This is a genomic window from Barnesiella sp., assembly GCF_022723415.1.
GTDB lineage: Bacteria > Bacteroidota > Bacteroidia > Bacteroidales > Barnesiellaceae > Barnesiella > Barnesiella intestinihominis.
This window is the reverse complement of sequence record NZ_JAIJHU010000007.1, coordinates 56,976-82,780: the sequence shown is the minus strand read 5'-3', so window position 1 is coordinate 82,780 and position 25,805 is coordinate 56,976. Positions and strand designations below refer to the sequence as shown.

Here is a 25,805-nt window from a genome sequence, read left to right as displayed (position 1 = left end):
ATAATATTATTATATCTTTGAGGAAAGAAATTCATCACCTAATTTAAAATAAAAAGTTGTATCTGAATAACTTTTGGTATTATCGGTTTTGAATATTCATTTTTAGAAGTTAAGTTATAAGACTATGAATCACAAAGAAATATATGATTTAAATATTTTATCGGAATCATTGATCTCGAATGACGAAACTTTTCAACAAGCATGTGACGATGATTTGATGCGGAGATTAGCTTTGGACGATGAAAGATCTTTTGATTCTATTTTTAAATTGTATTATAAGGACCTTCTTCTTTATGCGGGGAGTTATCTTCGCGAAAGACAAGTTTGTGAGGATATAGTTCAATCCTTATTCATGCATTTATGGTATGACCGGAAAACACTGTCTGTGGGGAGATCGTTAAAATCTTATCTGTTAATTTCCGTTCGGAATCGTTGTTTCGATTACATGAGGCATCAAAATGTCAGGAACGATTATTTTGATTACGTAAATGAAAACTCGGTATTATCGAGCTCCAATACTGAGGAATATATTTTATATTCCGAATTACAAGATCATATAAAAAAAGCGATAAATAAATTGCCGAAAGCTCAAAAAGAGGTCTTCGTATTGAGCCGGATAAAAGGTATAAAATATAAAGAAATCGCTAAAAAACTGAATGTCTCGGAACGTACGGTTGAAGTTCGTATAAGCCAGTCATTAAAAACATTGCGGACTCTTTTGAAAGATTTTTTCTTATTGATTGCTGTTTTATTTGTACGATAGATAAAAAAATTTCTGTTTTCATTGTGGATTTTTGGGGGATAAACGTCTTATTAATAGAAAGGGATAAAAATGGAATTATCGAACGAGAATATCGACCGTCTTATTGTAAGATATCTATCTGGTAATTTGGAATCACAGGATAAGCGTGTGCTTGAAACGTGGATTTCGAAGAACCAAGATAATTATGATTACTTCTTAAAAATGAAAAATTTGTGGGAGGTGACGCATCCTGCTTTTGATGTACGGTCTATTTCGACGACTAAGGCTTTGAGTCGGATAAAGTTGAAGATGGGTTTACGAGAAAAACGTGTGATACGCATATATCGTTATTGGAGTAGAGTTGCCGCAGTTTTAATTATTCCTATTTTGTTTGCCTTGATATATATGGTTGCCGATAGGTTTGTAGAACAAGATTATTCTAAAATAAGTTATCAGAAAATATCGGCTCCTTATGGAACTCGTATACAAATGAATTTGCCTGATGGTTCTATCGTATGGTTGAATTCTGGTGGTGAATTGAAATATCCTACGAAATTTAAGGCCGGAGAGCGTAGCGTTTACTTGAATGGAGAAGCCTTTTTCGAAGTCCATTCCGATAAGAAAAATCCCTTCATTGTGTATACCGAGGACATGGAAGTTAAAGCCACAGGTACGGCTTTTAATGTAGAAGGTTATAGCAATGATACGATAAATGCTGTGACCATGGTTAATGGCGTTGTAGAGGTTGAGTTGGATAGGAGTAAAGAACGGTTGAATTTGAAACCGGGACAAAGAATAAATTATAATACGAAACGGCAAAATTATCGCGTAGAAGAGGTCGATACTTATAAATGGTGTGCATGGAAAGATGGCAAATTAATTTTTAGAGATGAACCTTTGGACGATGTATTCCGAAAGATAGGACAAGTTTACAATGCCGATATTGTGGTGATGGACAAAGATTTGGCGAAACATATGTATCGTGCGACCTTTCAGGGAGAAACGCTCGATGAGATTCTACGGTTAATGAAATTGACTGTTCCCATGAAATACATAGAAAAAACTTCCGAGAAAGCTATGCCTAATGGCGTTTATTCCAAGAGATATATCGAAGTAGTGAGATTATAGAAAATAATTATGAATAACCTTAAAAATTTTATATTATGAAGAGAAAGACGGATTAGATAGAATAGAAAGAATTATCCGCCATATAAAGAAGGGTGGAACCTTCCTCCATATCCACCCTTCATAAGTTAGCGGAAAGATAACACTTAGAGTTTATTATCCTTAAATACCAACTAAACTAACACAAATGTATGAACTTTATTTCTATTTTGAAAGGTAGGAAGCAACAATTTCTGCCTAAGAATCTTCTAATTATAAAAATTTGCTCGCTTTTGTTGGTTTGCTGTAATGTTATGGCTTTCGGTGCAGATAATCATACACGCGATCCATTGGTAAGCGTCAATATGAAAAATGCTACTCTCGAAAGCGTTTTGAATTATATAGAGGAAACAACCAGTTACTCTTTTTTGTACAATAAACAGCAAGTAGATGTCGGTCAGAGGATCGATATATCGCAGAAAGATCAACCTATCTCCGTAATTCTGGATATTTTGTTTAAAGGGAGCGATATTACGTATTCTATAAACGGAAAGCAGATAGTTCTCAGTAAAAGCCGGTCAAATGCTTCTTCGAAGGTCGATAAGCGCCTGCTTACGGGTACGGTTATCGATAGTAAGGGAGAAGCCGTTATCGGAGCTAATGTGATTGTAAAAGGCGAGAAATCGGGAAAGGCGACCGATATAGAAGGAAATTTTTCCATCGAAGTCCCCGACAAAGGTGTTCTGTTGGTGTCTTATATTGGGTTTCAACCGCAGGAGGTAAGTTATGGCACGAAAAAAAATGTGACTGTGGTTTTACAGGAAAATAATACATCTCTTGACGAAGTCGTTGTCGTGGGTTTCGGTAAACAGAAAAAAGAGAGCGTGATCGGTGCTATTCAATCGGTAAAAGCCAGTGAACTTCGTGTGCCCACTACCAACCTTACTAACACGTTTGCCGGTCGTATTGCCGGCGTAATATCGGTTCAGAAAACCGGGGAGCCGGGAGCCGACGGTGCGAATTTTTGGATACGAGGAGTCAGTACATTCGCTTCGGGTTCAGCTCAGAATGCCTTGATATTAATTGATGGAACAGAATCCAGCACGTATGATTTGAATGCCTTAGCACCGGAAACAATCGAGAGTTTTTCTGTCTTGAAAGATGCTACGGCAACGGCTCTTTATGGTTCGCGTGGGGCGAACGGCGTTCTTTTGGTTACGACCAAGTCGGGTCGAATGAATCAAAAACCTACGATAAATGTTCGTGTCGAAGGGCGAATGTCCATGCCTACACAGATTCCCGAACTGGCCGATGGTGTCACTTATATGAAGATGTTTAATGAAGCGATCGAAGCTCGTACTCCCGGAGCGAATCCTCAGTTTACCGACGATCAGATTCAAGGAACTATTGAGAACCGCAATCCTTACCTTTATCCCAATAACGATTGGTATGATATTATTTTTAAAGATGTCACGTTTAATCAGGCTGCGAACATAAACGTCTCCGGTGGGTCGAAAAATATGGATTATTTTGTCAGTGCGACATTTAATAACGATATGGGATTGGTACAAGAAGCAAAAGAAAATCCGTTAAAGAATAATATTCAGAATTTGCGGTATTCGTTTCAAGCCAATGTAAATACTCATATTTCGTCCACTACCAAAATGGGGGTGAAATTAAATGTTCAAATACAAGATTACAAGGGCCCTTATAATAGTATCAATACGATCTTTAATCGGGTAATGTGGGCACAGCCTACCTATTTCCCGGTGAAATTTCCTCAAATCGAGGGTACGAATTATATCGCATGGGGTAATAAATCGGGTGGCGCCCAACTCAACCGTTATCCGAATCCGTATGCCGAACTGGCTTCCGGTATAAAGGAAATGTTCCGCATTACGACGATGGCTACGTTTAATATAGACCAAGATTTGAAGTTTATTACTAAGGGATTGTCTGTTAAAGGTTTATTCTCTATGAAGCATTTTTCTTCTACGACTTTGAATCGTACTTATACTCCCTATTATTTCGAAATCGACCCGAACACGATTGTTACCGATCCTATTACGGGGAATCAATCTTGGAAGTTGAGAAATGTCAATAACGATGGAACCGATGCGTTTTCTTTTACCAAAGCCTATTCGGGTGATAGGTTATTCAATTTTAATGTTTCGTTAGATTATCAAAGAAAGTTTGCCGATCTTCATGATATTTCAGCGCAACTGATCTATTTGCAACGAGGGGTTTATAGTAGTAATCCGGCTAATTATAACTCTTCTCTCGGAGAGTTGAATCAAGGTATGGCCGGAAGATTTACGTATGACTTTGATAAACGTTATTTCTTTGAGTTTAATTTCGGATATAATGGGAGTGACAATTTCGCCAAAGGTAAGCGGTTCGGGTTCTTCCCGTCCTATGCACTCGGTTATATTATTTCGAACGAGGACTTTTTTGCCCCTTTGAATAAGACGATTAGTCTGCTGAAATTAAGAGGATCGTATGGAACGGTTGGAAATTCTAATTCTTCTGTTCGTTTTCCCGGATATACCAATGTCAATATGAATGGAGCCGGATATGCTTTCGGTGAGGATTTCAAAGCTACCGAGGCTGGAGCTATCATAACGACATACGGTAATGAAAATGCAACTTGGGAGGTTGCTAAAAAAGCAAATGTGGGTATAGAATTGGGTTTGTTCGATCAAAAATTCTTGTTGATTGCCGATTATTTTCATGAAAATAGGGACAAAATTTTAATGACTCGACAAACTATTTCGCCTACGATAGGAATTGGTGATGCTAATCCGGTAGCCAATGTGGGAAAAGTGACGAATAGAGGAGTTGATATGTCTTTGGAATATAATCATGCGTTTTCCAAAGATATTGTTCTTTCGGTTAAAGGGAACTTTACTTATGCTGTAAATAAAATATTGGAGAAAGATGAACCCCATTATCCGTTTAGTTATCAATACGAGAGAGGCGGAGCCTTGAATCGTGTCGGTCCGGCTTATATAGCGCTGGGGTTATTTAAAGATGAGGAAGATATTAAAAATAGTCCCAGTCAAGAGGCTATCATGCCTAATATAAAACCGGGGGATATAAAATATCAAGATTTGAATGAAGATGGGGTGGTTAACGAATATGACCGTACCTATATCGGAAATCCTTATATCCCACAGATTGTATATGGTTTCGGAGCCTCTTTCCAATATAAGAATTGGGACTTCTCTGTATTCTTCCAGGGTGCGGGAAAAGTCTCTATTTATTTGGACGATATACATCCGTTCGATATCTATCATAAGAATGTTTTGAAATTTGTGGCAGATGACTATTGGTCGGCATCTAATCCCAATCCTAATGCGAAGTATCCGAGGTTGGCGCACAATGTAGATAATACGAATACATACCAGAAGTCGACGTTCTGGTTGAGAGATGGTTCTTTCCTGAGATTGAAAAATGCCGAGATAGGATATTCCTACAAATTTATGAGAGCCTATATTGCCGGTAGTAATTTATTGACATTTACGGGCTTTAAGTATTGGGATCCTGAGATCGGAGGCGGATCTAACAGTGGCAATGGATTGGTATATCCTTTACAGAGAGTTTTCAATCTAGGTGTTCAATTTAATTTCTAAAACGATTATGAAAGCAATTAAAAATATATTCTTAGTATTAGGGATACTCGTTACTGTTTCCGGTTGTGATTATCTGGATTCTGAACCTGAGAAGAAAGGAACTTTGGAAGAGGCTTTTGCCAGCGTAAATTCGGCGAGGAATTTTTTGTACGCTTGTTATTCTTTTATGCCCGAGTCGAGTGATCATAACGGGGAGCCGCAATTTAATGGAGCTAGTGATGAGGTGTGCATAACTTCTCAGTGGGCTACGACATGGCATTACTCCAAAGTCGCGAATATTGGGTCTCAAACGGCAGCCGATCCCATATATAATTATTGGTCTTATTTCAAAAGTCCTACACAATCGAGTCGTTGTAAAGCGTACAATCTTTATGGCGCTATTCGTCAATGCTATACATTTTTGAATCGAGTAGAAAGTGTACCGGGAATATCCGCAGCAGAAATAACCGATTTTTCATCGCAAGCCAAATTTCTGATAGCTTATTATCATTATCTGTTGTTAAGATTGTATGGCCCGATTGTGTTGATAGACAGGGAAATTCCATTGGATGCTACCGGTGAGTTGGCCTTCCCGAAACGTCGTCCTTACGATGAGTGTGTAGAATGGATCGCCGATCGTTTAGACGAAGTGGCTCCTTTACTGCCGCCTATCCAAACTTCCGATAAATATGGAGCTCCCACGCGGGCTGCGGCAAAAGGAATAAAATCGCGTATGTTATTGTATGCCGCAAGTCCTTTGTTTAATGGGAATAGTGAATATTACAGCGACTTTAAGAATAAAGATGGAGAACAATTAATCAGTTTGCAGTATGATAAGGAAAAATGGAAAAAAGCCTTAGATGCAGCCGAGGATGCTATCAATGAAGCGCATGCAGCCGGACATGATTTGTATACCCATTTGCAGGCTCCGGTTGGAATAAGCGATGCTGAAAAAGGATATTTTAATCATCGTTGGTCGTTGGTGACTATGCCGAGTGCGGGAAATACAGATATTATTTGGGCTTACACAGGGTCCCGAATGAATATTCAACAAATGATTGCACCTCGCGGATTGTCACAAGGATCTACCACTGTTCCTTATGGGGGCTTGGCTCCTTCAATGCAAATGGTGGAAACCTATTTAACAAAGAATGGATTGCCCATTGATAAAGACCCGTCTTTCCAATATGATAGAAGATTTGGAATAACGACCGATCCTGAGACGGGAGAAAAGACCGTGAGATTGCATTTGAACCGGGAACCTCGTTTCTATGCCGATATTGCATACGACCGGGCAACCAATTTCGAGTTGGACGGCAGAGATGGAATAAAAGGAGGAGAAGGTTATACGTTGTATTTGAGAATGGGCGAAATTAATCCCGAAACCAATCAGACGAACGGGAATGATCCCTTGAAAGACAATATCACTCCCAATGGTTATTTGTGGAAAAAATATTTACATCCGAATACGAGTTTCGCCAATAATCAGGTGGCAGTGAGGGCTACGGCTTTTCCGTTGGTTCGTTTGACAGAGCTCTATCTCAATTATGTGGAGGCTTATTATGAATATTATGGAAGACTTGATGGGCAGGCCCTCATTTATTTGAATGATATTCGTTCCCATGCCGGTATCCCCGATGTCGAGACTTCTTGGCAGGGAATTGCAGGGAAAGACTATCGCGAGATTATACGACAAGAAAGAACGATTGAACTCATGTATGAAGGCCATCGATTCTTCGATGCTCGTCGTTGGAAAATTGCGCATCTGACTTTCAATAAGGTTCAGAAAAGATGGAATTGTTTTCCGGCAGGATTTACGACTCAATCTCCGCAGTCAGCAGAAAATTATCTGACATTGCGAAACAGTAATGAGCCGACGAAAACTTTTAATGTGCCACAACACTATCTCTATCCGCTGGATTCCAGAGATATAAATATCAATCCGAATTTAGTCCAAAATCCGGGGTGGTAGGCGGTCGAATATACAGACACACTTTTTAGATAGATTTGGAAAGGCCCGGTCTCGATGTGTTGAGAGACCGAGGGATCGGGCCTTATAAGTAGAATTCATGCATTAAACAAATAAATATGCTCAGGAAACTAATAAGAGTTTGGATTATAGGAATAGTATTCCCGCTCTATGCCATAGCCGGGCAACCTTCGGTAAAAATTACCCACGGTCCCTATTTACAAAACTTGTCGGAGAACGAAGTGACAGTCGTGTGGACAACCGATAAGCCTTGTAAATCGTGGGTGGAATTCAGCAAAAAGGAAGACGGTAAGAACTTCTACTCCCAACTGCCGCGAAAAGCCTATGCCTCACAAGACGGGTTGTGTTGTGTCGACACATTGCATCGCGTAACGATTACGGGGCTTGAAAAAAACACGACCTATTTTTACCGAGTATTGTCACAAGAGGTAAAAGAGTTGCTGCCCTATCGTCCTGTTTTGGGTAACATCGTTTCTACCGATATCTGGAAAAAACCGTTGACTTTTACAACACTCGATGGCAGACAGGAAACATTGTCGATAGTTATGATAAACGATATACATGGGAAGAACGATTTGCAGAAAAAATTGTTGGAAATGGCTCCACCGCAAAATGTCGATATGGTAGTGTTTTGTGGGGATATGTGTAACTATATTAACAAGCAAAGTGATATTTTCACCGGTTTTTTAGATACATCGGTCGGCCTGTTCGCATCTAGAAAACCATTTGTATATGTAAGGGGTAATCATGAAACTCGTGGAGCATATGCCCGTAATTTCTTCCGATACCTTGCCGGTCCCGAAGGGAAGTTCTATTACGCTTTCACCTATGGCCCCATTCGGTTCATCGTGTTAGATAGCGGTGAAGATAAACCCGATACAGATGTGGAATATTCGGGTTTGGTAGATTTTGATAATTATATACTTGAACAAAAGGAGTGGTTGGCCCGTGAATTGGAAAGTCCGGAGTTTAGAGCTGCCTCTTTTCGGGTAGTCTTGTCTCATATTCCTTTTGGGAAAGGCAGTTGGTATGGCTCTGAACGACTACGCAAACAGTTGCTCCCCCTATTGGAGAGTGTTCGTATCGATTTGATGTTAAGTGGGCATAATCACGCATTCGGATTTATGGATAAGGGGAAAGTTACAGCTTTCCCTATAATAGTGAACTCCAATAACTCTGTGTTGACAATGTTTGGTTCGGAAGATCTGCTGAAAGTTCAAGTTAAGCAAATTGATGGAAAAGTATTATTAGAGAAAGAATTCAGTAAATAACGATAGGAATTATGCAAAATATACGAACAATACGATATTGTTTTATCTTGTTTTTATCCGTTTTAGTCTCTTGTAAAGGACAAACCGATAAATTAAATGATAATTGCCCCCTTATACCCAAACCATTATCGGTAGACATGCAACCGGGCGAATTTACGTTTGGAGACAGTGTGGTAATTGAATTGAAAACAGATGATGAAGAAATAAAAAGAGCGGCAAACTTTCTTAAAACCTTTGTGGAACAGACAGGAAGTTGCAAAGCTCAGATAGGAACCGGTGAAGAAGCCCGGAATAAAATCGTTTTTACCGTTTGCGATACGATCGCTCATGATGAGGCTTATAGACTCGATGTGTCCCCTCGTACAATAACTATCGCCTCGAAGGGTGGTGCTGGTGCTTTTTATGCAGTGCAAACATTGCGTCAATTGCTTCCGGCCGAATGCGAGAAAAAAATATGTGACGAAAATGTGATACTGCAAGTGCCCTGCGTGAATATCTACGATGAACCTCGTTTCAAACATCGAGGGTTTATGCTTGATGTGGCACGTCATTATTTCCCGTTGGATTTTATCAAGAAAAACATCGATATAATGACGTTGTATAAATTGAATGTATTGCATCTGCATTTAACCGATGATCAAGGGTGGCGCATCGAGATAAAATCGCATCCGCGGCTTACTTCTGTGGGGGCTTGGCGCAAACAAAGTATTGCCGGACATAAAAATGATGTACCTCGTAGATACGATGGAAAACCTCATGGCGGATATTATACCCAAGATGAATTGCGGGAAATTGTCGAATATGCCCACGAGAGATTTATTGAGGTTATTCCTGAAATCGAAATGCCGGGACATACTCAATCGATTTTGGCCGCATATCCTCAGTTGGCCTGTTTTCATAAAAACTACGAAGTCTCGTGCGATTGGGGCGTTCATAAAGAAGTCCTATGTACAAAGGAAGGCAGTTTTAAACTTCTGGAAGATGTGCTATCCGAAGTTTTTGAAATTTTTCCTTCGAAATATATACATATAGGAGGAGATGAATGTCCGAAAGACCGTTGGTCCGAATGTCCGGTTTGTCAACGAAATATAAAACGATTGGGATTGAAAGATGAGCATGAACTCCAAAGCTATTTTATAAAACGAATGGAGGAGTTTGTCAATGCACATGACCGGCAAATTATTGGCTGGGACGAAATTTTAGAAGGTGGCATCGCGCCTAATGCCGTTGTCATGTCTTGGAGGGGAGAAGCAGGAGGTATAAAAGCGGCAAAAATGAACCATTCTGTTATCATGACTCCTCGGGATTTTTGCTATCTCGATTATTATCAATCGGAAGACCGGGATAATGAGCCTTTGGCTATTTATGGTTACCTACCGTTAGATTCGGTTTATTCCTATAATCCTACCGAAAAATTAACATCGGAACAGGGTCGATATATTTTAGGCATTCAGGGAAATCTTTGGACGGAATACATTGCTACTCCCGAGCATGCCGAATATATGGCTTATCCGAGGGCCATAGCGTTGGCCGAAGTTGGGTGGAGTCGGCAAGAACAAAAAGATTTTACAGATTTTATCTACCGTTTGACTATTCAATCGAAGAGGCTTGATTCATTGAATGTTAATTATGCGAAACACTTTCTTTTTTCAGTAAAAAATAAAAATGATAAACTATGAAAACAAATGCTATTTTTAGTAAGAAACAGCTTTTTGGGGTCTGCTGTGCATTATTGTTGTCCCCTATGGCTGTATTTGGACAACTTATTGTTGGAAAAAGTTTGGGAGCCGATCATACGGCCGATGAACAAAAGGCTTTGGCCGTAACGAAGAATGGGGATATGTATATATCGATCAATGCCAATTCTTTTCAGATAATGAAAGATGACGGAACTTTCGATGAAATTAAAAATCCCTATCAAGAGTCTACTACCCGTGCTGGTATTTTGACGAAAATATCGGCTGATGGAAAACTCCTTTGGAGCAATATGGTGTGTGTGCAGGAGTCTGCCAATAATAGTCAGGTGACATCGGTTTGTGAAGTCGGTGATTATCTCTATGTAGTCGGAGGTGTCAGAACCAATGTAAAGGGGGAACACCCGGTATCCGTGTTTGGAATTCCATTGGTCTCACAGGGGGAAATGGATTATTATATCGCTAAACTGAATGCTGCTACCGGTGAGGCTGTGTGGGCAAAGACATTCGGTGGCGTTCGTAATTGGGAGATGTTCAATTCGGTGGTTGCCGATGAGGCCGGGAACTTGTATGCCGTGGCTACTTTTGGCAATGTATCGAGTGCACCTTTGGAAATGCCTCTCAAAGACGGTTCTTCTACTTCTTTGGCCGTTACAAACAATTGGGGCGAAGATTATCTACTTGTGAAGTTCAATAAAGACGGTGAAATTTTATGGGCGACCAGTATCGGTTCTAAATTTCGTGAAAATGGAACTCCTGATGTAACCGTAGGAGAAGATGGGAATCCTGTCATTTGTGGTGTTTTCAATGCTGCGAATGGAAATCTAATGAATGAGTCGGAGGAAAAACGAGAGTTTTATATTGGAGAACAGAAATATCTGCTTTATCCCGAGCAGTCCAAAGAGTCGGCATTGGTAAAACTCAATTCGACCGATGGTTCTGTGATGTGGTCCCGTTATTTTACCGGTACTGGAAATCAAGAAGTGTTGAAGGTACAGGCCGTTTCGGGCTCGAATGCTGTGGCCGTAACGGGGAAAGCGAATAATCAGATAATCGTGGAAGGATCTGCCGGATTGTCTACCGAAACCGTCACGCATGTATCGGGAGCAGATCATTTATTTGTTATCTCTTTTGACGTTGATGGAAAGCTCCTGTGGAGCAAATCGGCTTCGGGAGATACATCGAGCGAAGGTAAAGAGATTTCGAGTGATGATTTGGGGAATATTTATGTAAGCGGATATTTCAACGGTTCGTTAAATTGGGGTGACAATATCGTTCTTCAAAAGACCGGGTCTAATGAAAAAGAGGGCTTCTTCGCTAAATTAAATGGTTCCGGTAAATGTCTGTATGCCGAAACGGTCAAAGGAACAGGTGCGGAGAGTATCAATCTTATAGCGGTAAACGGAGATAAGCTGGCTGTTGCCGGGGATAGAACGACAGATGTCACGTTGCCTTATGGCGACTCTGAAACTGGCGTCGCTCGATATACTGTCGGAGATCGTAATTATAAATGGTTTGCGGCATCCTATACGATGAAACCTTCTGTTTCGGGAATCTCGACGTTGAACGGAAAGAGATTCGTTCCTTTCTCGTATCAAATTGTTCCGGCTTTCTTCGAAATGCCGGCAGTGTTTGAATACTCTTTGGCTGGCAATTTACCCTCTGGCTGGATATTGGATCCTGCTACGGGTATTATTTCGGGAAAAGCTACCGAAGAAGCGAGCGGTTCATTCAGTGTGATGATTTCTAATGCCACAGACGGTGAAAGTGTAGAGAAAACCTATACCTATTCTATTGTACCTAAACCCTGCGATATCTTGTCTATACAACCCGAGAGTCTACCTTCACGGGCTGTGACCGGAGCTTTCTATCAACAATTCACGTTGGAAAATGGAGAGGGAAAAATTGTTTGGACTGCCGAAAATTTGCCCAAAGGTCTGTCTTTGGATCCTGATAAAGGATTATTGAACGGTATTTTACAACAAACAGGGGAACTTTCGTTCACGATTAAAGCGAGAGAAGAGAGTGGTTGTGAGACTTCCCGAAGCTATACGATTAATGCCGAAGAATTTAATTATTCTTTGGCTCCGAATCTGAAATGGATTAATCAAATTTATGGAAGTGAAGCGTTTGACCATGCCAAAGTGAATTCTATCGATAAAGATGGAAATGTTTGGGTAGCAGCAAGTTATTTTTCGGCAACTTTCTCCGATGAAGTTTCATTCCCGAACATTGGGAATACCGATGCATTGGTCGCTAAATATAATGGAATCGATGGTAGTTTCATGTGGGCTCGTACGATCGGGGGCTCTCCTGTATCCGGCAGAAATGAGCAAGGACAGGCGATTGTAACAGATGTAGTGACAGGCGATGGAGTATTTACCGGAATAATTACGCCCGATGCTCGTATAGGAACCCTAAATGAAACAGATAGCTTTCCTACAAATGGGGGACGGGATATAGGAGTTATTCGTTTTGATAAAGATGGTAACAAAATTTGGCATAAAGTATTTGGCTCGGCCAAAGATTGGGAAGCCGGAATCAATACGACTTTTGATAAGAAAGGAAATATTTATGTGATCGGTTATACCAACGATGGAGATATAGTGATACCTATGGCCGATGGCTCTTCCGAAACATTAGCGGGAACCTCGGTAGATGTGGTGATTATTAAACTGAATGGAGATGGAGAAGGCCTTTGGGCGAAGCGTTTAGGTACGGTAAATAAAGGTGAGGAAATATATGGCCTTGTGACCGATGACGCTTGCAATGTATATGTATCGGGTATGGTGAATAACGGTACAGTACCTTTTGGTAATGGTAAGGTGGTGACAGCTACCGGAATTACTTCGTTTATTGCCAAGTATGACGAGGCCGGAGTTTGCCAATGGGTAACTTCGTTGGGAAGCAATGGTTCGCTTATCAATGGACGGGGAACATCTCTTGTTCGAGATAAAAATGGAAATTTGTATTTTGCTGCAATTTGTAAAGGGTCTTCTTCCATATCGGGAACAACGGAAACGATTGAGGCCGATGCTTCGAAAACCGATGGAGCAATTATTAAATTTAATTCCGATGGACAATATGTATGGCATCGCATGTTTGCATCGGTTGCCGATGACGGAGTGACCTCTCTTGCGGTTGATGAAAGTAATAATGTCTATGCCGTGGGATATTATGAGGCAGAGTTGCCTGTATATGAGAGTATAAAATTACAGCGCAATGGAAATAATCGAACGGCCTTTGTCGCCAAATATTCCGATGAAGGAGAGTATTTATATGCTTTCTCGACAGGAGCTATTATTACCGATGCCGTGAAACCGACCGGTTTGGCCATTTCGATAGATAAGACTACGAACGACATTATATTGACCGGGCCTACTTACGGAACGATATATCCCTATGGTGTTAGCGGTAGTTCCAATGCTTTTGGAGGCGGACGCTTTATGTTGGCGCGTTATAGCCAAGATGCTGCTTTGTTCGGCGTTTTTCCTCAGGGAATAAAAGGGGAGAGCTATTCGGCTCAATTGAATATTTCTGGTTTCCAAAAGCCCTTACAAGTTGCTTATAGTCTTAAAGATGGAGATAACCTCCCCGATGGACTGTCTTTGGATACGAATACGGGAGAGATTAGTGGAGTATTGAATGAAGCTGGAATATTTAAATTTACAGTCTTGGCTACTGACGGTTTTGTCAATGCTAGTAAAGAATTCAGCATTTCTGTTACCGGAGCGGATTGTCAGATGACAGTAGAGGCGATTATTTCGGAAGATGCAGAAAATGGAAAACCTTTTTCTGCGAGAATATATGCCGATAATGCTACCGGAGCAGTAACATGGTCTATTGAAGAAGGTAGCTCTCTCCCTTATGGCTTGTCTATAAGCTCGTTGGAAGATGGTGTCGGATTAATTAGTGGAACTCCTAATGCTCCGGCGAAGGAATATTCGTTTACGATTGTCGCCGAGGACGAAGCTGGCTGTCGTGTCACTCAATTGGTATATCTCAATGTTATAGGCGAAAGCGGGATAGAAACCCTTGTGTCCGAAGGCTTTGTCGTATATCCCAATCCGGTAACCGATGGAATGCTTAAAGTTTCTTTGAAAGACCTTGTTTCGGGAAATTATGTGATAGAAATTGCAGACCTATCAGGAAAACAAGTCTATAAAGAGGAAGTTAGGGTAGAAGAAAACATGGTAAAAAGTATTTCTGTAAATAATATGCCTTCTCAATGGTATGTAGTTACCGTTCGGGGAATGGGTGTATCTTATTCGCAGAGATTTATGGTTCAATAAAGTTCCTATGGGGCTATCCAACCAATCTGGATAGCCCCATAGTTTTGAAACAAAAGAGGAGAAATTAGCATGAAGAAACTTATCTATTTCGTATGTCTGGCTTTTGCCGGTATTTTCTTGTTGGGTTGTGAAAAAAACGATATGCCCGAACCCGAAAAACCAAGAGAGGAAGAACCTGCCGATTCCACGGATATCGTCGATCCCGAAGAGCCCGATACTATTGTAGAGCAGAAGGACGATCCTGAAAATGGAATTATCTTGGATATGCCGGGTATTACGCTTAAAGGTTGGGTGCATTGCAATCGGGTAGGAATGCCGGGGGTTGTAGTGACCGATGGAACTAACGTCACTGTTACTGATGAGAAAGGTATATATAGAATGAAACGAAATACGACGGCTTCTCATGTATATATATCTTCACCGAGCGGTTATACCGTATGCGTGAAAAATAGCGTACCCCAGTTTTATGCCGAAATCAATCAGCGAACAGATATTGTCCATAAAGATTTTGAGCTTGTTCGTCTTGAAAAAGATGATACGAAACATACATTTATTGCAATCGGTGATCCACAGTTATATCGTGATTTTGAGTTGAGTTATTTGAAAGAAGCTGTAAATGACCTTAACAGCTGGGTAACGCAGAGCCGTAAAGGAGAATGTGTACATTATATTGTGTTGGGAGATTTGGTGTTTGACAAACCAGAGTATCATGAATCGAGTAAAGAGATTTTTTCGATGTTGAATGCTCCTGTGTATAATGTTATCGGCAATCATGATCATGTGTTCGACAAAAGTGAACCTGCTGTGAAGTCCAATGATTTGAAGGCTGATACGGTGTATAAACGACATTACGGGCCTACTTATTATTCATATAATCGGGGTAAGGTCCATTACGTAGTCCTTGATGATGTGGAATATTGGGGCGGATCGGGGCCTAAGTATGTCGATGCCGTTTCCGATGAACAAATTGCTTGGTTGCAAAAAGATTTGATGTATGTTGATAAAGATAAGGCGATTGTCCTTTGTTTACATGCACCTACTAAGCGCAGAACCGAGACTCGGTCTTTCGGCAACAGAGAACAGTTGTATGCCCTTCTCCGTGGATATGCCGATGTTCAGATTCTTAGCGGTCATACGCATTGGAACTCTGTTGTGACAGATGATGGTAGTGGTATGACAGAACACATTGTAGCGGCAATGTGCGGTAATTGGTGGCAACCCGAACTGATTTGTAGTGAGGGTACACCTATCGGGTATAAAATATTTGATGTGGACGGAACCTCATTTAAATGGAAATATAAATGTGTGGGACAACCCGAACAATACCAGATGAGAGTATATCCTTTGGGAGAAAGAATCAACATATTACGCCCGAAAAATGTCGTTCTGAATGTTTGGGATTGGGATCCTTCGTGGAAAGTCGAATATTCCGAAGATAACGGACAAAACTATCGTTCGATGTTCCGTAGTCTGAATATGTATGATATTACTGCATACAATGCTTTCGGGGCGAAGGGAGATAATACTTTCCCTGTCGGGCGTACTTGGATACAAGCCTCTGAATCTGATCATATGTTCTATTGTAGGCCTTCTATTCCGTATAATCAACTTAAAATAAGGGTGACTTCCCGGTTTGGGGATATGTTTTCGACGACCGTAAATATTCAAAATCTTTGATTAAATAAAGTATTAGTTATGAATCTGATTCTAAGAATTATTATAACAGGAGCATTGTTGCTTTTGTTTGCTTGTAAGTCTGTTTATAAAGCCGACCCGTTTCCCGAACCGGAAAGAGAATCGGGACAAACCGATGTCCTTGCATTAAGAGCCGAACCTTTGGATACGGTACGGGTTGCTTTTATAGGGGTAGGTCCTCGGGGCATGGCAGCCGTGAAACGTTTTATGAATATAGAAGGTGTAAGGGTGGTTGCGTTGTGCGATGTAGATTCTTTCAAGGTTGCCAAAGCGCAGAGGATTCTGGCTGCGAAGGGACGAGGACCGGCCGTGGAATATTGTGGCCCCGATAGTTGGAAGAAGGTTTGTGAACGAAGCGATGTAGATTTGATTTATAATTGTACCCATTGGCAGTTGCATACTCCTATTGCGGTCTATGCTATGGAGCAGGGGAAACATGTCGCGGTGGAAGTTCCGGCAGCCCTTACGGTTGACGAGTGTTGGCAATTGGTGAATACCGCCGAAAAAACTCGGAAACATTGTATGATGTTGGAAAACTGTTGCTACGATTTTTTTGAGTTGGCTACTTTGAATATGGCTCAACAGGGCGTTTTCGGAGAAATTGTTCATGGAGAAGGGGCTTATATTCACGATTTAAGAGAATATAATTTTGACACTGCATCGGTATCGGGATATTGGGATATGTGGAGATTGAAATATAATACGGATCATACGGGGAATCCATATCCGACGCATGGCTTAGGCCCGATTTGTCAAATAATGAACATTCATCGGGGAGATAAAATGAATTATTTGGTGTCGATGTCGAGTGACCAGTTCGGATTGACGGAATATTCTCGGAGTCGTTTGGGGGAAGAGCATGCGTTCGCTTCTAAAAAATATGATTTAGGAGATATGAATACTACTCTTATTAAGACTGAAAAAGGGAAAACGATTTTGATTCAACACGATGTGACAAGTCCTCGACCTTATGACCGGCATCATGTAATCGGCGGAACAAAGGGTTTTGCACAGAAATATCCGGTGGAAGGGATTGCCTTAGAACCGAATGCTCATCGTTTCTTACCGGAAGAGAAATTGGATTCTCTCTTGAAGGCTTATGAACATCAGTTTGTGAAAGAAATTGGAAATTTAGCTCGAAAAGTAGGTGGGCATGGAGGTATGGACTTTATTATGGACTATCGCTTGATTTATTGTTTAAGGAATGGATTGCCTTTGGATCAAGATGTTTATGATGCTGCCGAATGGTCTTGCTTGGTCGAATTGACTGAATATTCAGTAAGAAATGGATCTGTTCCTGTACGTATTCCCGATTTCACGCGAGGAGCATGGGAGAAATTAAAAGGTTTAGAATTTGCAAAATAGTTATAAATTTGCAAAATTGAAATATTTAACAAGATTAAGAATGGGAACAAAATTTTCGACACGCGTATGGGTAAGTGTAGTCGGCATAGCATCGATTTTTTTTGGAAGTAAAGGATATGCGGATACTGTGATTTCGGTAGCCGACTTTGGGTTGAAACCCGATACGAGGGAGAATGCCGTGGCATATGTTCAAAAAGCGATAGAGGCTTGTAGGGGAAAAGAGCCGGTAACCCTTGTCTTTCCCGAAGGACGTTATGATTTTTGGCCTCAATATGCTCATGAGAAAAATTATTATGAGACCAATACCTACGATGTTTTTCCGAAGCGATTGGCAATGCTTTTCGAGGGGCTTCACAATATCACTGTCGACGGGAACGGCTCGCAGTTCGTCATGCACGATCGAATACAACCGATAACCGTTGAGAATTGCGATGGCGTTACCTTGAAAAATTTCTCTATCGATTGGGATATACCGCTTACGGCTCAGGCTCGTGTGACAAAGGTGGGTAGCGATTTTTTCGAGATCGAAATCAATGTCCTCGAATCTCCCTATATCATTGAAGACGGCAAGTTGGTGTTCGTGGGTGAAGGTTGGAAAAGTGCATTAGGCAGTATGATAGAATTTGAGTCTGATACGCATTTCGTAGTTCCCGGTACGGGTGATTTGGTGCTGGGGTGGAATTGGGGCGATTATACGGCCGTTTCACCTCGGTATGGTATTGTGCGGTTGAGTCGGAAGGGAGGATTCGAACGATACCCGGCCGAGGGTAACTGGTTGGTGTTGAGGCATAGCACGAGAGACCATGCCGGAATTTTTATCTGTGGCAGCCACGATGTGCGGTTGTCCGATGTGCAGGTGTATCATACCGCCGGCTTGGGTATCTTGGCACAATATTCTTCTGATATTGCGTTCAAAAAAGTGAGTGTAGAGCCCAATGCGGCGAAGGGACGCATATTGAGCGGTCACGACGACGGTTTTCATTTGATGGGGTGTAAAGGTAAAATTACGGTCGACAGTTGTCGTTGGGCCGGTTTGATGGACGATCCCATAAACATACATGGAACCTGTGTCCGGGTGGTGAAAGTCCTTTCTTCTGATAAGGTTGTCTGCCGGTTTATGCACGACATGAGCAAAGGTATGGAGTGGGGATTTCCGGGAGATAAAGTCGGTATGATCGAAAACAACACCATGCGCACGGTTGCTACTGCAAATATACGCTCGTTCAAGGCGATAGACGAGTATGAGTTCGAATTGGAATTGACATCGGATTTGCCGGAAGAAATCGGGGTAGGCGCTGCATTGGAGAATCTCACGTGGACTCCCGATGTCGATATTCGCAACTCGTTTTTCGGTTCTTGCCGGGCGCGGGGATTACTGGTTTCCACACCGGGAAAAGTAGTGATTGAAAACAATGTGTTCGAGTCGAGCGGGTCGGCTATATTGATTGCGGGCGATGCGAATTATTGGTACGAATCGGGTGCGGTAAAAGATGTGCTTATTAAAGGAAACGACTTCCGTTATCCCTGTATGTCTTCCATGTATCAGTTTTGTGAAGCCATCATATCTATCGAGCCGGAAATTCCCCAGCCCGATACGAAGTATCCGTTCCATAGCAATATCAGGATTGAGAACAATACGTTCAATCCGTTCGACTATCCTATTTTGTATGCAAAAAGCGTAGACGGTATTTCGTTTACAGGGAATGTGATTCAAAGGAATACAACCTATAAACCGTTCCACAAACGAAAGGCTGCCGTAACATTGGTAAAATGCCGTCGTGCGAAAATCAAGGATAATAAGATTATAGGCGATGTGCTGGGTGCTCCCGGTGGGAAGCTGTCTATTGTGAAAGAATAATGGATAAGACGTTGGGCGGAATGTTAATTCCGCCTTTCTTTTTTGAATAGGAATCTTGTTTTATCCCTTTCTCTCTGTTCCGAAGGTTTGGTTTTTTAAAATTTGTTTTTATATTTGTGATGTTGTAAAAAAGGGGCGAAGATATATGCTTTTATGTTGGAAAAGAGTTTGTATGATAAAACCTTAAAATTCAAATCTCATGAAATACCCGATCTCGATATTCTTGTTTATTTCCATGTTTTTTGTTTGTTCCTGTGCCGGTTTAGGAGGGTTTCCTCTGTATTCGGGAAGTTATGGTTCGCAGGCGGCTAGTCGTTTGACACCGGTCGAAAGTCCGGCTACCGGATTATATGGCTATGTCAATGACTTGGGTATGTGGGTAATACAGCCTAAATTCAGATCTGCACAACGTTTCCGTAACAACGGACTGGCGCGGGTGCAAATCGGTGTGCGGTACGGAGCCATAAATATGGCTGGGAAAGTGGTGATAAATCCAGTGTTCGAGCACAGCTACGATGTGGATAACGCTATTACTTCGATGGAGAAGGGTAGATTGCGCGGAATCGATTTATGGGAGACCCGCGATTCCAAGAGTGGATTGTACGGTTATCTCGATTATTATGGAAATTGGTTCATTAAACCGCAATATTACAATGCACGAGGATTCAACGACGAGGGCTTTGCCGTTGTGGAAGTCGGGAGAAACCGCTGGGGCGCGATCGATAGAAACAACAGAATAGTCATTCAACCCAATTTTAAGGCGTCGTATGAGGCGGAAAATGCGCTTAGGCGTCTTTTGGGCTATTAATTTCAGATTAAATAAAGAATAATATTATTATTTCCATTGGCGAAATAGATATTTATTGGAAAAATAACATGTAAATAATAATATTTTTAGGCAGATGGTTTACATTTGCATATTATATTATTATTGCCAGAGTTGAAAAGTGAATGTGACAATATTATCGTAGGCCTCAAATCGGGTTCTTTCGATGCCTTTGAAAAGGTATACAAGTTGTATAGTGGTAAATTATACAACTTTGTCATGAGAATATCTGGCGGAGACAGTTATTGGGCGGAGGAAATCGTACAACGTACGTTTGTCCGGTTGTGGGAGATACACGATCAGGTGAGTCCCGATAAATCGTTGATTTCTTATCTTTGTACCATAGCTAAGAATCTGTTGATGAACGTGTATCAGCGGCAGACTGTCGAATATATTTATGCGGAATATGTTCTTGAATCTTCGGAAGAATATAGCGATAATGCCGATGGAGAGCTGGACGGTAAGTTGCTGGAAGAATATATCGATCGACTTGCCGAGGAACTGCCGCCGTCGCGTAAGAAAATATTTGTTTTGAGTAAACGTAAGCATTTTACGAATAAAGAAATAGCGGTCGAGCTGAATATTTCGGAGAGTACTGTCGCGACGCAATTGTCGTTGGCGCTTAAATTTATGAGGGATAAATTGATGGCCCATTACGATGAGTTGTTACCCTTAGTGATTTATGCCGCTTTAATTAAGATAGTTTAACTATAAACGATTAGACGTGCGAGCCGATTTGCTTTTATACTAGGTAAAGGAACAAATGGATAAGGAATATTTCAAAATACTCATCGAGAAGTACCTCGATGGAAACGCTTCGACAGCAGAAGTCAGGGAATTGTGCGAGTGGATAAAAAATAACGACTCGCTCGACCGATGGATTATGCAAGCTATTGAAAGAAGCGATTCTCATCTCGATGAGGAAGTCTATGAACGTCTGTATACCCGCATTAAAGAGGACATAGAATCCCGGGAGAAAAAGTCGCATAGACGATTCTCCTTTGTTCCGATGTTGCGGTGGGTCGCCGTTGTATGTTTACCGATTATCGCTGCGTTGGCCGTATATGAGTTGGGGCTCGATTCAAAGGTGGATACTCTCCCGTTGGTAGTAACTGCCGAGAGTGGGGAACGAGCCAAAGTCCAATTGCCCGATGGTACGAAAGTAAATATAAATTCAGCCTCTCAAATTAGTTATCCGCATGATTTTAATGGGGAAAGAAGAATCGTCGAGCTCGATGGGGAAGCCTATTTCGAGGTGACTCCCGATAAGGAGCGCCCGTTTGTCGTAAAGGCTGCCGGTCTTGAAATTACAGTATTGGGTACGGCTTTCGACGTGTGTGCTTATAAAGACGATAGCGAGGTGTCGGTCGTTTTGTTGACCGGGAAAGTCGATGTGGCGTCGGAGAGCGATCGCTATGTCATGCAGCCCGACGAGAAACTGGTGTATGACAGAAACACGGGAACCATGCAGGTCGGTAAGGTTTATTCGAAGGAATATGTCGAATGGACCGATGGAAATTTACGTTTCGAAAATGAATCGCTGGAAAACATCGTTAAGGTTTTATCTCGTGTATATAACGTAAAAATCGTTTTCGACTCGGCGTTTCCCGAAGGACAATATTTTTTCACCGGTTCGATAGGAAGCGGAGGCATTACAAATGCTCTCGATATCTTGTCGATGACATCGTCATTACATTATGAAGTGCGCGATTCTGTCATCATGCTTCATAAAAAATAATATAACAGCTCCTCTTTTGAATATTTCCCTATGGGGATAAGAATGCTTGGTGTTTGCGTCGAGCCGGCTCCCCTTTTTGCTTATGAAAATGGCACATGTCGAATCATTTAAGAATTAGATAATTTAATAAATGTTAATTGTAAAATAGGCTTGGATAAATCTGGGTCGCTACTTGTATACCCAATAGACGATGAAAATTAAAAGTAACACATTATTGCAGATACCTTTTATACTAATATCTTTTTAATCAAAGAAATAAAAATGAAAAACGTATGAAATCAAACCATTTTAAGATGAGGTGGCTATGCTTGTTGTTTGCGCTTTTTACGCTCAATATTCAGGCGCAGATTACGGTAGATATTAAAAATAAGCCGTTGAAAGAAGCCATAAAAACAATCGAACGGTCGAGCAATTATAGCTTCTTTTATAATGTGGAGTTAGAGGGGCTTGATAAACTCGTGACGGTGAAAACCGACAATGCATCTTTGGAAGAGACCATGAAACAGTTATTGAAGGGAACGAATATCACATTCCAAAGGAAAGTCGATAATGTAGTTGTTTTGCTTTCCAAACAGCAGCAAGCGGCTAAACGGTCCCGTTCTGTTTCCGGTAAGGTAGTCGATGAAAAAGGCGAGGCCATTATCGGGGCCAGTATTATCGTAAAAGGTTCTTCGATAGGAACTTCGACCGATGTAGATGGAAATTTTACTATCAATAATATTTCGGATAACGCTCTGCTGGTCGTGTCTTCTATCGGCTATAAAAAGACAGAGGTTCCTGTCACGAATGAAAATCCCATTGAAATTCGATTGAACGAAGATTCCAATTTGATGGACGAGGTAGTGGTGGTAGGCTACGGTGTTCAAAAGAAAATAAATTTAACGGGATCGGTCGTTTCGGTAGACCATGATGTTTTAGCCAATCGTCCTATCGCTAATGTGACGACCGGTTTGCAAGGCATGTTGCCGGGTGTCTCTATCGTTAATACGACGAGCCGTCCCGGTGATAATAACTCTTCTATACGGGTGAGAGGTATCGGGACATTGAATAACTCCGACCCGTTGATCCTTATCGACGGCGTGGAAGGCGACATGAACACGTTGAACCCCGACGATATAGAGTCTGTATCGGTATTGAAGGATGCCGCTTCCTCTTCTATCTATGGTTCGAGAGCGGCCAACGGAGTTATTCTTATTACGACGCGTAAGGCCGACCGCGAGGTAAAACCTACGGTCACTTACACCGGATATTTTGCCATGCAAAAACCGACGGCTCTTCCCGAAATGCTCGATGCCGTCGAATATCTCACTTTACTGAAAGAGGCGACTTCGAATGTAAATAAAAGTTGGGGGTATACACAGGAAGATATCGATGCCGTCATTAACGGAACCGATCCGAATTTTCGGGCGAATACGAACTGGATAAAAGAAATCACGAGAGATTATGCTCCTCAACACGGTCACAATGTAAATATCAACGGTGGGAATAAGAACATGGGGTATTATTTGTCCTATGGAAACTTAACCACTTCGGGGCTTATGGTAGGCAACGGTTATCATGCTACCCGTAATAATGTGAGAATGAAATTAAACACCGAGCTTTTCGATCGATTGACCATCGAGGGAAATGTGAGTTATACCGACGTGGATAATTGGACTCCTGCATCGAGCGATAGCGAAAATTCGGGACTTTTCTATCAAGCTCTCCGTTCTTCTCCTTTGACTCCCGTGAAATTCACCGACGGGCAATGGGGATATGGCGGTAGCTCGGCAAACCCGATAGCACAAGCCTACGACGGTGGTTTTATCAATTACCATAAACGTGAGACCTCGTTGAATTTCAGTGCCGGATTGAGAATTATCGACGGGTTGACGGCAAAGGTTCAATATGCTACCCGGTTGGTCGATGTGTTGCGGAAACAACAACAGAACATCATACAGCACTTTTATCCCGATACCGAAACGCCATTGGCTTATACGTCGAATACGAGTAAGTTCAGTCAACGCGATATTGCCCAACGATACCAGAATGTGATGGCACAGGTCGATTATGATAAGACGATAGGGAAACATTCTTTCCATATTCTTGCCGGCTTTTCTCAGGAGTGGCAGTTGTACCAACAAATGGATGCCAGTCGTCAGGATTTGGTCTCCAACGATCTCCATGTGCTGAATGCCGGAACCGATTTGCAAACCAATAGCGGCTATGACAATCATTGGGCGATTCGTTCCGGGTTCGGGCGGGTCAATTATAATTTCAACGATCGCTATTTGGTAGAGGCCAATTTGCGTTACGACTTGTCGTCGCGTTTTCATAAAGATCACCGGGGAGGCTATTTCCCTTCGGCATCGGTGGCTTGGCGTTTGACCGAAGAGTCGTTTATGGAATCGACCCGCAGCTGGTTGGATAATTTGAAAATTAGGGCCTCATACGGTACTCTGGGTAACCAATATACCTCTTCGTTATATCCTTATATGGCTTTGATTCAACCTTCTACCTCCAACATGCCTATCGGCGGGGAGATAACCTCTTCCATGCAGCAAAGCGAGGCATCGAACAATATTCTCTCTTGGGAGTCCATAAAGATGACTAATATCGGATTGGACGTCAATTTGTTGAATAATCGTTTGTCGTTGACGGCCGATTACTTCATTAAGAATACCGACGATATTTTGCTGAAAGTGAAACTTCCCGATGTGCTGGGTGTGAGTGAACCCTATCAGAATGCCGGTAAGGTTCAAAACAAAGGTTGGGAAATCGCTTTGGCTTGGCAAGATAAAATAGGGAAAGATTTTACCTACGGGGTGAATGTCACTTTTTCCGATGTGAAAAATAAAGTGGTTAGCGTGGGAAATACGGCCGACGATTTCAGCGGCGATCGCATTCGTGCGGTGGGCTATCCTATCGATGCATTTTGGGGATACAAATCCGACGGACTTTATACGGTCGATGATTTTGATTATGATATTGCCACGAACACTTATACGCCGAAAGCGACGACCCCTATTATCGAGGAGTATCGCACGAAGGTACAACCGGGAGATATAAAATATGTGGATATAGACGGTGACGGGAAGATTACGCCTACCGAGGATCGTTGCTATATAGGCAGTGCTATCCCCCGATATAATTATACGATCGGACTCAACGCCGCTTGGCGAGGAATCGATTTCAGCCTCTTTTTACAAGGTGTGGGTAAATGTGACGGGTATATCGGAGGCATGGGACGACATGCGTTTACCGAGCTTGCCAACTATCCGCAGAAGGCACATCTCGATCGTTGGACTTGGGAAAACCAAAACCCTCATGCATCCTATCCACGTTTTACGTATGATGAAACATACAATCGGGACGAATTTTCTTCTTTCTGGCTCGAAGACGCTTCATACCTGCGGGTAAAAAATTTGCAAGTGGGTTACACGGTTCCCCGTAAAGGGATCATTTCCAAGATGCATATTGAGAATTTGAGAATATATTTTTCGGGCGAAAATTTGTGGACGTTCACCGACTTCTTCTCGTCGTATGACCCTGAGATTCCTGTAAGCAGTGGAGGTTACTATCCTATCACGGCCTCGTATTCTTTGGGTTTGAGCATTACATTCAAATAATTATCGATATA

General features: G+C 41.7%; 14 protein-coding genes. All 14 read left to right on the top strand.

From position 1 onward, the window contains the following. Positions 1–124 precede the first annotated feature (124 nt). The 14 genes from QVD32_RS02920 (at position 125) to QVD32_RS02855 (ending at position 25,794) form a co-directional block, all read left to right on the top strand. Positions 125–763, top strand: a complete 639-nt coding sequence (locus tag QVD32_RS02920; RefSeq protein ID WP_008863088.1) for an RNA polymerase sigma-70 factor — start codon at positions 125–127, stop codon at positions 761–763. A gap of 69 nt (positions 764–832) precedes the next feature. Continuing rightward, positions 833–1,870: a FecR family protein gene (locus tag QVD32_RS02915; protein ID WP_118687033.1), complete on the top strand. Its 1,038-nt coding sequence runs from the start codon at positions 833–835 to the stop codon at positions 1,868–1,870. 290 nt (positions 1,871–2,160) lie between these two features. After that, positions 2,161–5,478: a TonB-dependent receptor gene (locus QVD32_RS02910; protein WP_195555058.1), complete on the top strand. Its 3,318-nt coding sequence runs from the start codon at positions 2,161–2,163 to the stop codon at positions 5,476–5,478. A gap of 7 nt (positions 5,479–5,485) precedes the next feature. Next, entirely contained in the window at positions 5,486–7,429 is a 1,944-nt protein-coding gene (locus QVD32_RS02905) for a RagB/SusD family nutrient uptake outer membrane protein (RefSeq protein ID WP_118687034.1), read from the top strand. 116 nt (positions 7,430–7,545) lie between these two features. Next, a complete protein-coding gene (locus QVD32_RS02900; protein ID WP_021891677.1) occupies positions 7,546–8,718 on the top strand; it encodes a purple acid phosphatase family protein in 1,173 nt (390 codons plus the stop codon). Between the two features lie 11 nt (positions 8,719–8,729). Next, positions 8,730–10,397 (top strand): beta-N-acetylhexosaminidase, encoded by a 1,668-nt coding sequence (locus tag QVD32_RS02895; RefSeq protein ID WP_021891676.1) that lies wholly within the window; start codon positions 8,730–8,732, stop codon positions 10,395–10,397. Next, positions 10,394–14,704, top strand: a complete 4,311-nt coding sequence (locus QVD32_RS02890; RefSeq protein WP_118687035.1) for a putative Ig domain-containing protein — start codon at positions 10,394–10,396, stop codon at positions 14,702–14,704. Before QVD32_RS02895 ends, QVD32_RS02890 begins: the two co-directional genes overlap by 4 nt. Before the next feature lie 69 nt (positions 14,705–14,773). After that, the gene (locus QVD32_RS02885; protein ID WP_021891674.1) at positions 14,774–16,381 is read left to right on the top strand and encodes a calcineurin-like phosphoesterase C-terminal domain-containing protein; all 1,608 of its coding nucleotides are present in this window, start codon (positions 14,774–14,776) and stop codon (positions 16,379–16,381) included. Positions 16,382–16,399: 18 nt separating this feature from the next. Beyond that, positions 16,400–17,764 carry a Gfo/Idh/MocA family protein gene (locus tag QVD32_RS02880; protein ID WP_021891673.1) on the top strand — a complete coding sequence of 455 codons (1,365 nt, stop codon included), beginning with the start codon at positions 16,400–16,402 and terminating at the stop codon, positions 17,762–17,764. A 40-nt stretch (positions 17,765–17,804) separates the two neighbouring features. After that, positions 17,805–19,622 (top strand): alpha-1,3-galactosidase-related protein, encoded by a 1,818-nt coding sequence (locus tag QVD32_RS02875; RefSeq protein ID WP_021891672.1) that lies wholly within the window; start codon positions 17,805–17,807, stop codon positions 19,620–19,622. Between the two features lie 199 nt (positions 19,623–19,821). Then, positions 19,822–20,430: a WG repeat-containing protein gene (locus tag QVD32_RS02870; protein ID WP_021891671.1), complete on the top strand. Its 609-nt coding sequence runs from the start codon at positions 19,822–19,824 to the stop codon at positions 20,428–20,430. A gap of 123 nt (positions 20,431–20,553) precedes the next feature. Then, the gene (locus tag QVD32_RS02865; RefSeq protein WP_410518965.1) at positions 20,554–21,156 is read left to right on the top strand and encodes an RNA polymerase sigma-70 factor; all 603 of its coding nucleotides are present in this window, start codon (positions 20,554–20,556) and stop codon (positions 21,154–21,156) included. A 55-nt stretch (positions 21,157–21,211) separates the two neighbouring features. Continuing rightward, complete coding sequence (locus tag QVD32_RS02860) at positions 21,212–22,186, top strand: FecR family protein (RefSeq protein ID WP_021891670.1); 975 nt, start codon at positions 21,212–21,214, stop codon at positions 22,184–22,186. Positions 22,187–22,458: 272 nt separating this feature from the next. Further along, a complete protein-coding gene (locus QVD32_RS02855) occupies positions 22,459–25,794 on the top strand; it encodes a SusC/RagA family TonB-linked outer membrane protein (protein WP_008863101.1) in 3,336 nt (1,111 codons plus the stop codon). Positions 25,795–25,805: the final 11 nt, after the last annotated feature.

Coding starts and splice junctions, on each gene's coding strand:
- QVD32_RS02920 (WP_008863088.1), top strand. CDS start 125: ATGAATCACAAAGAAATATATGATTTAAATATTTTATCGGAATCATTG.
- QVD32_RS02915 (WP_118687033.1), top strand. CDS start 833: ATGGAATTATCGAACGAGAATATCGACCGTCTTATTGTAAGATATCTA.
- QVD32_RS02910 (WP_195555058.1), top strand. CDS start 2,161: ATGGCTTTCGGTGCAGATAATCATACACGCGATCCATTGGTAAGCGTC.
- QVD32_RS02905 (WP_118687034.1), top strand. CDS start 5,486: ATGAAAGCAATTAAAAATATATTCTTAGTATTAGGGATACTCGTTACT.
- QVD32_RS02900 (WP_021891677.1), top strand. CDS start 7,546: ATGCTCAGGAAACTAATAAGAGTTTGGATTATAGGAATAGTATTCCCG.
- QVD32_RS02895 (WP_021891676.1), top strand. CDS start 8,730: ATGCAAAATATACGAACAATACGATATTGTTTTATCTTGTTTTTATCC.
- QVD32_RS02890 (WP_118687035.1), top strand. CDS start 10,394: ATGAAAACAAATGCTATTTTTAGTAAGAAACAGCTTTTTGGGGTCTGC.
- QVD32_RS02885 (WP_021891674.1), top strand. CDS start 14,774: ATGAAGAAACTTATCTATTTCGTATGTCTGGCTTTTGCCGGTATTTTC.
- QVD32_RS02880 (WP_021891673.1), top strand. CDS start 16,400: ATGAATCTGATTCTAAGAATTATTATAACAGGAGCATTGTTGCTTTTG.
- QVD32_RS02875 (WP_021891672.1), top strand. CDS start 17,805: ATGGGAACAAAATTTTCGACACGCGTATGGGTAAGTGTAGTCGGCATA.
- QVD32_RS02870 (WP_021891671.1), top strand. CDS start 19,822: ATGAAATACCCGATCTCGATATTCTTGTTTATTTCCATGTTTTTTGTT.
- QVD32_RS02860 (WP_021891670.1), top strand. CDS start 21,212: ATGGATAAGGAATATTTCAAAATACTCATCGAGAAGTACCTCGATGGA.
- QVD32_RS02855 (WP_008863101.1), top strand. CDS start 22,459: ATGAAATCAAACCATTTTAAGATGAGGTGGCTATGCTTGTTGTTTGCG.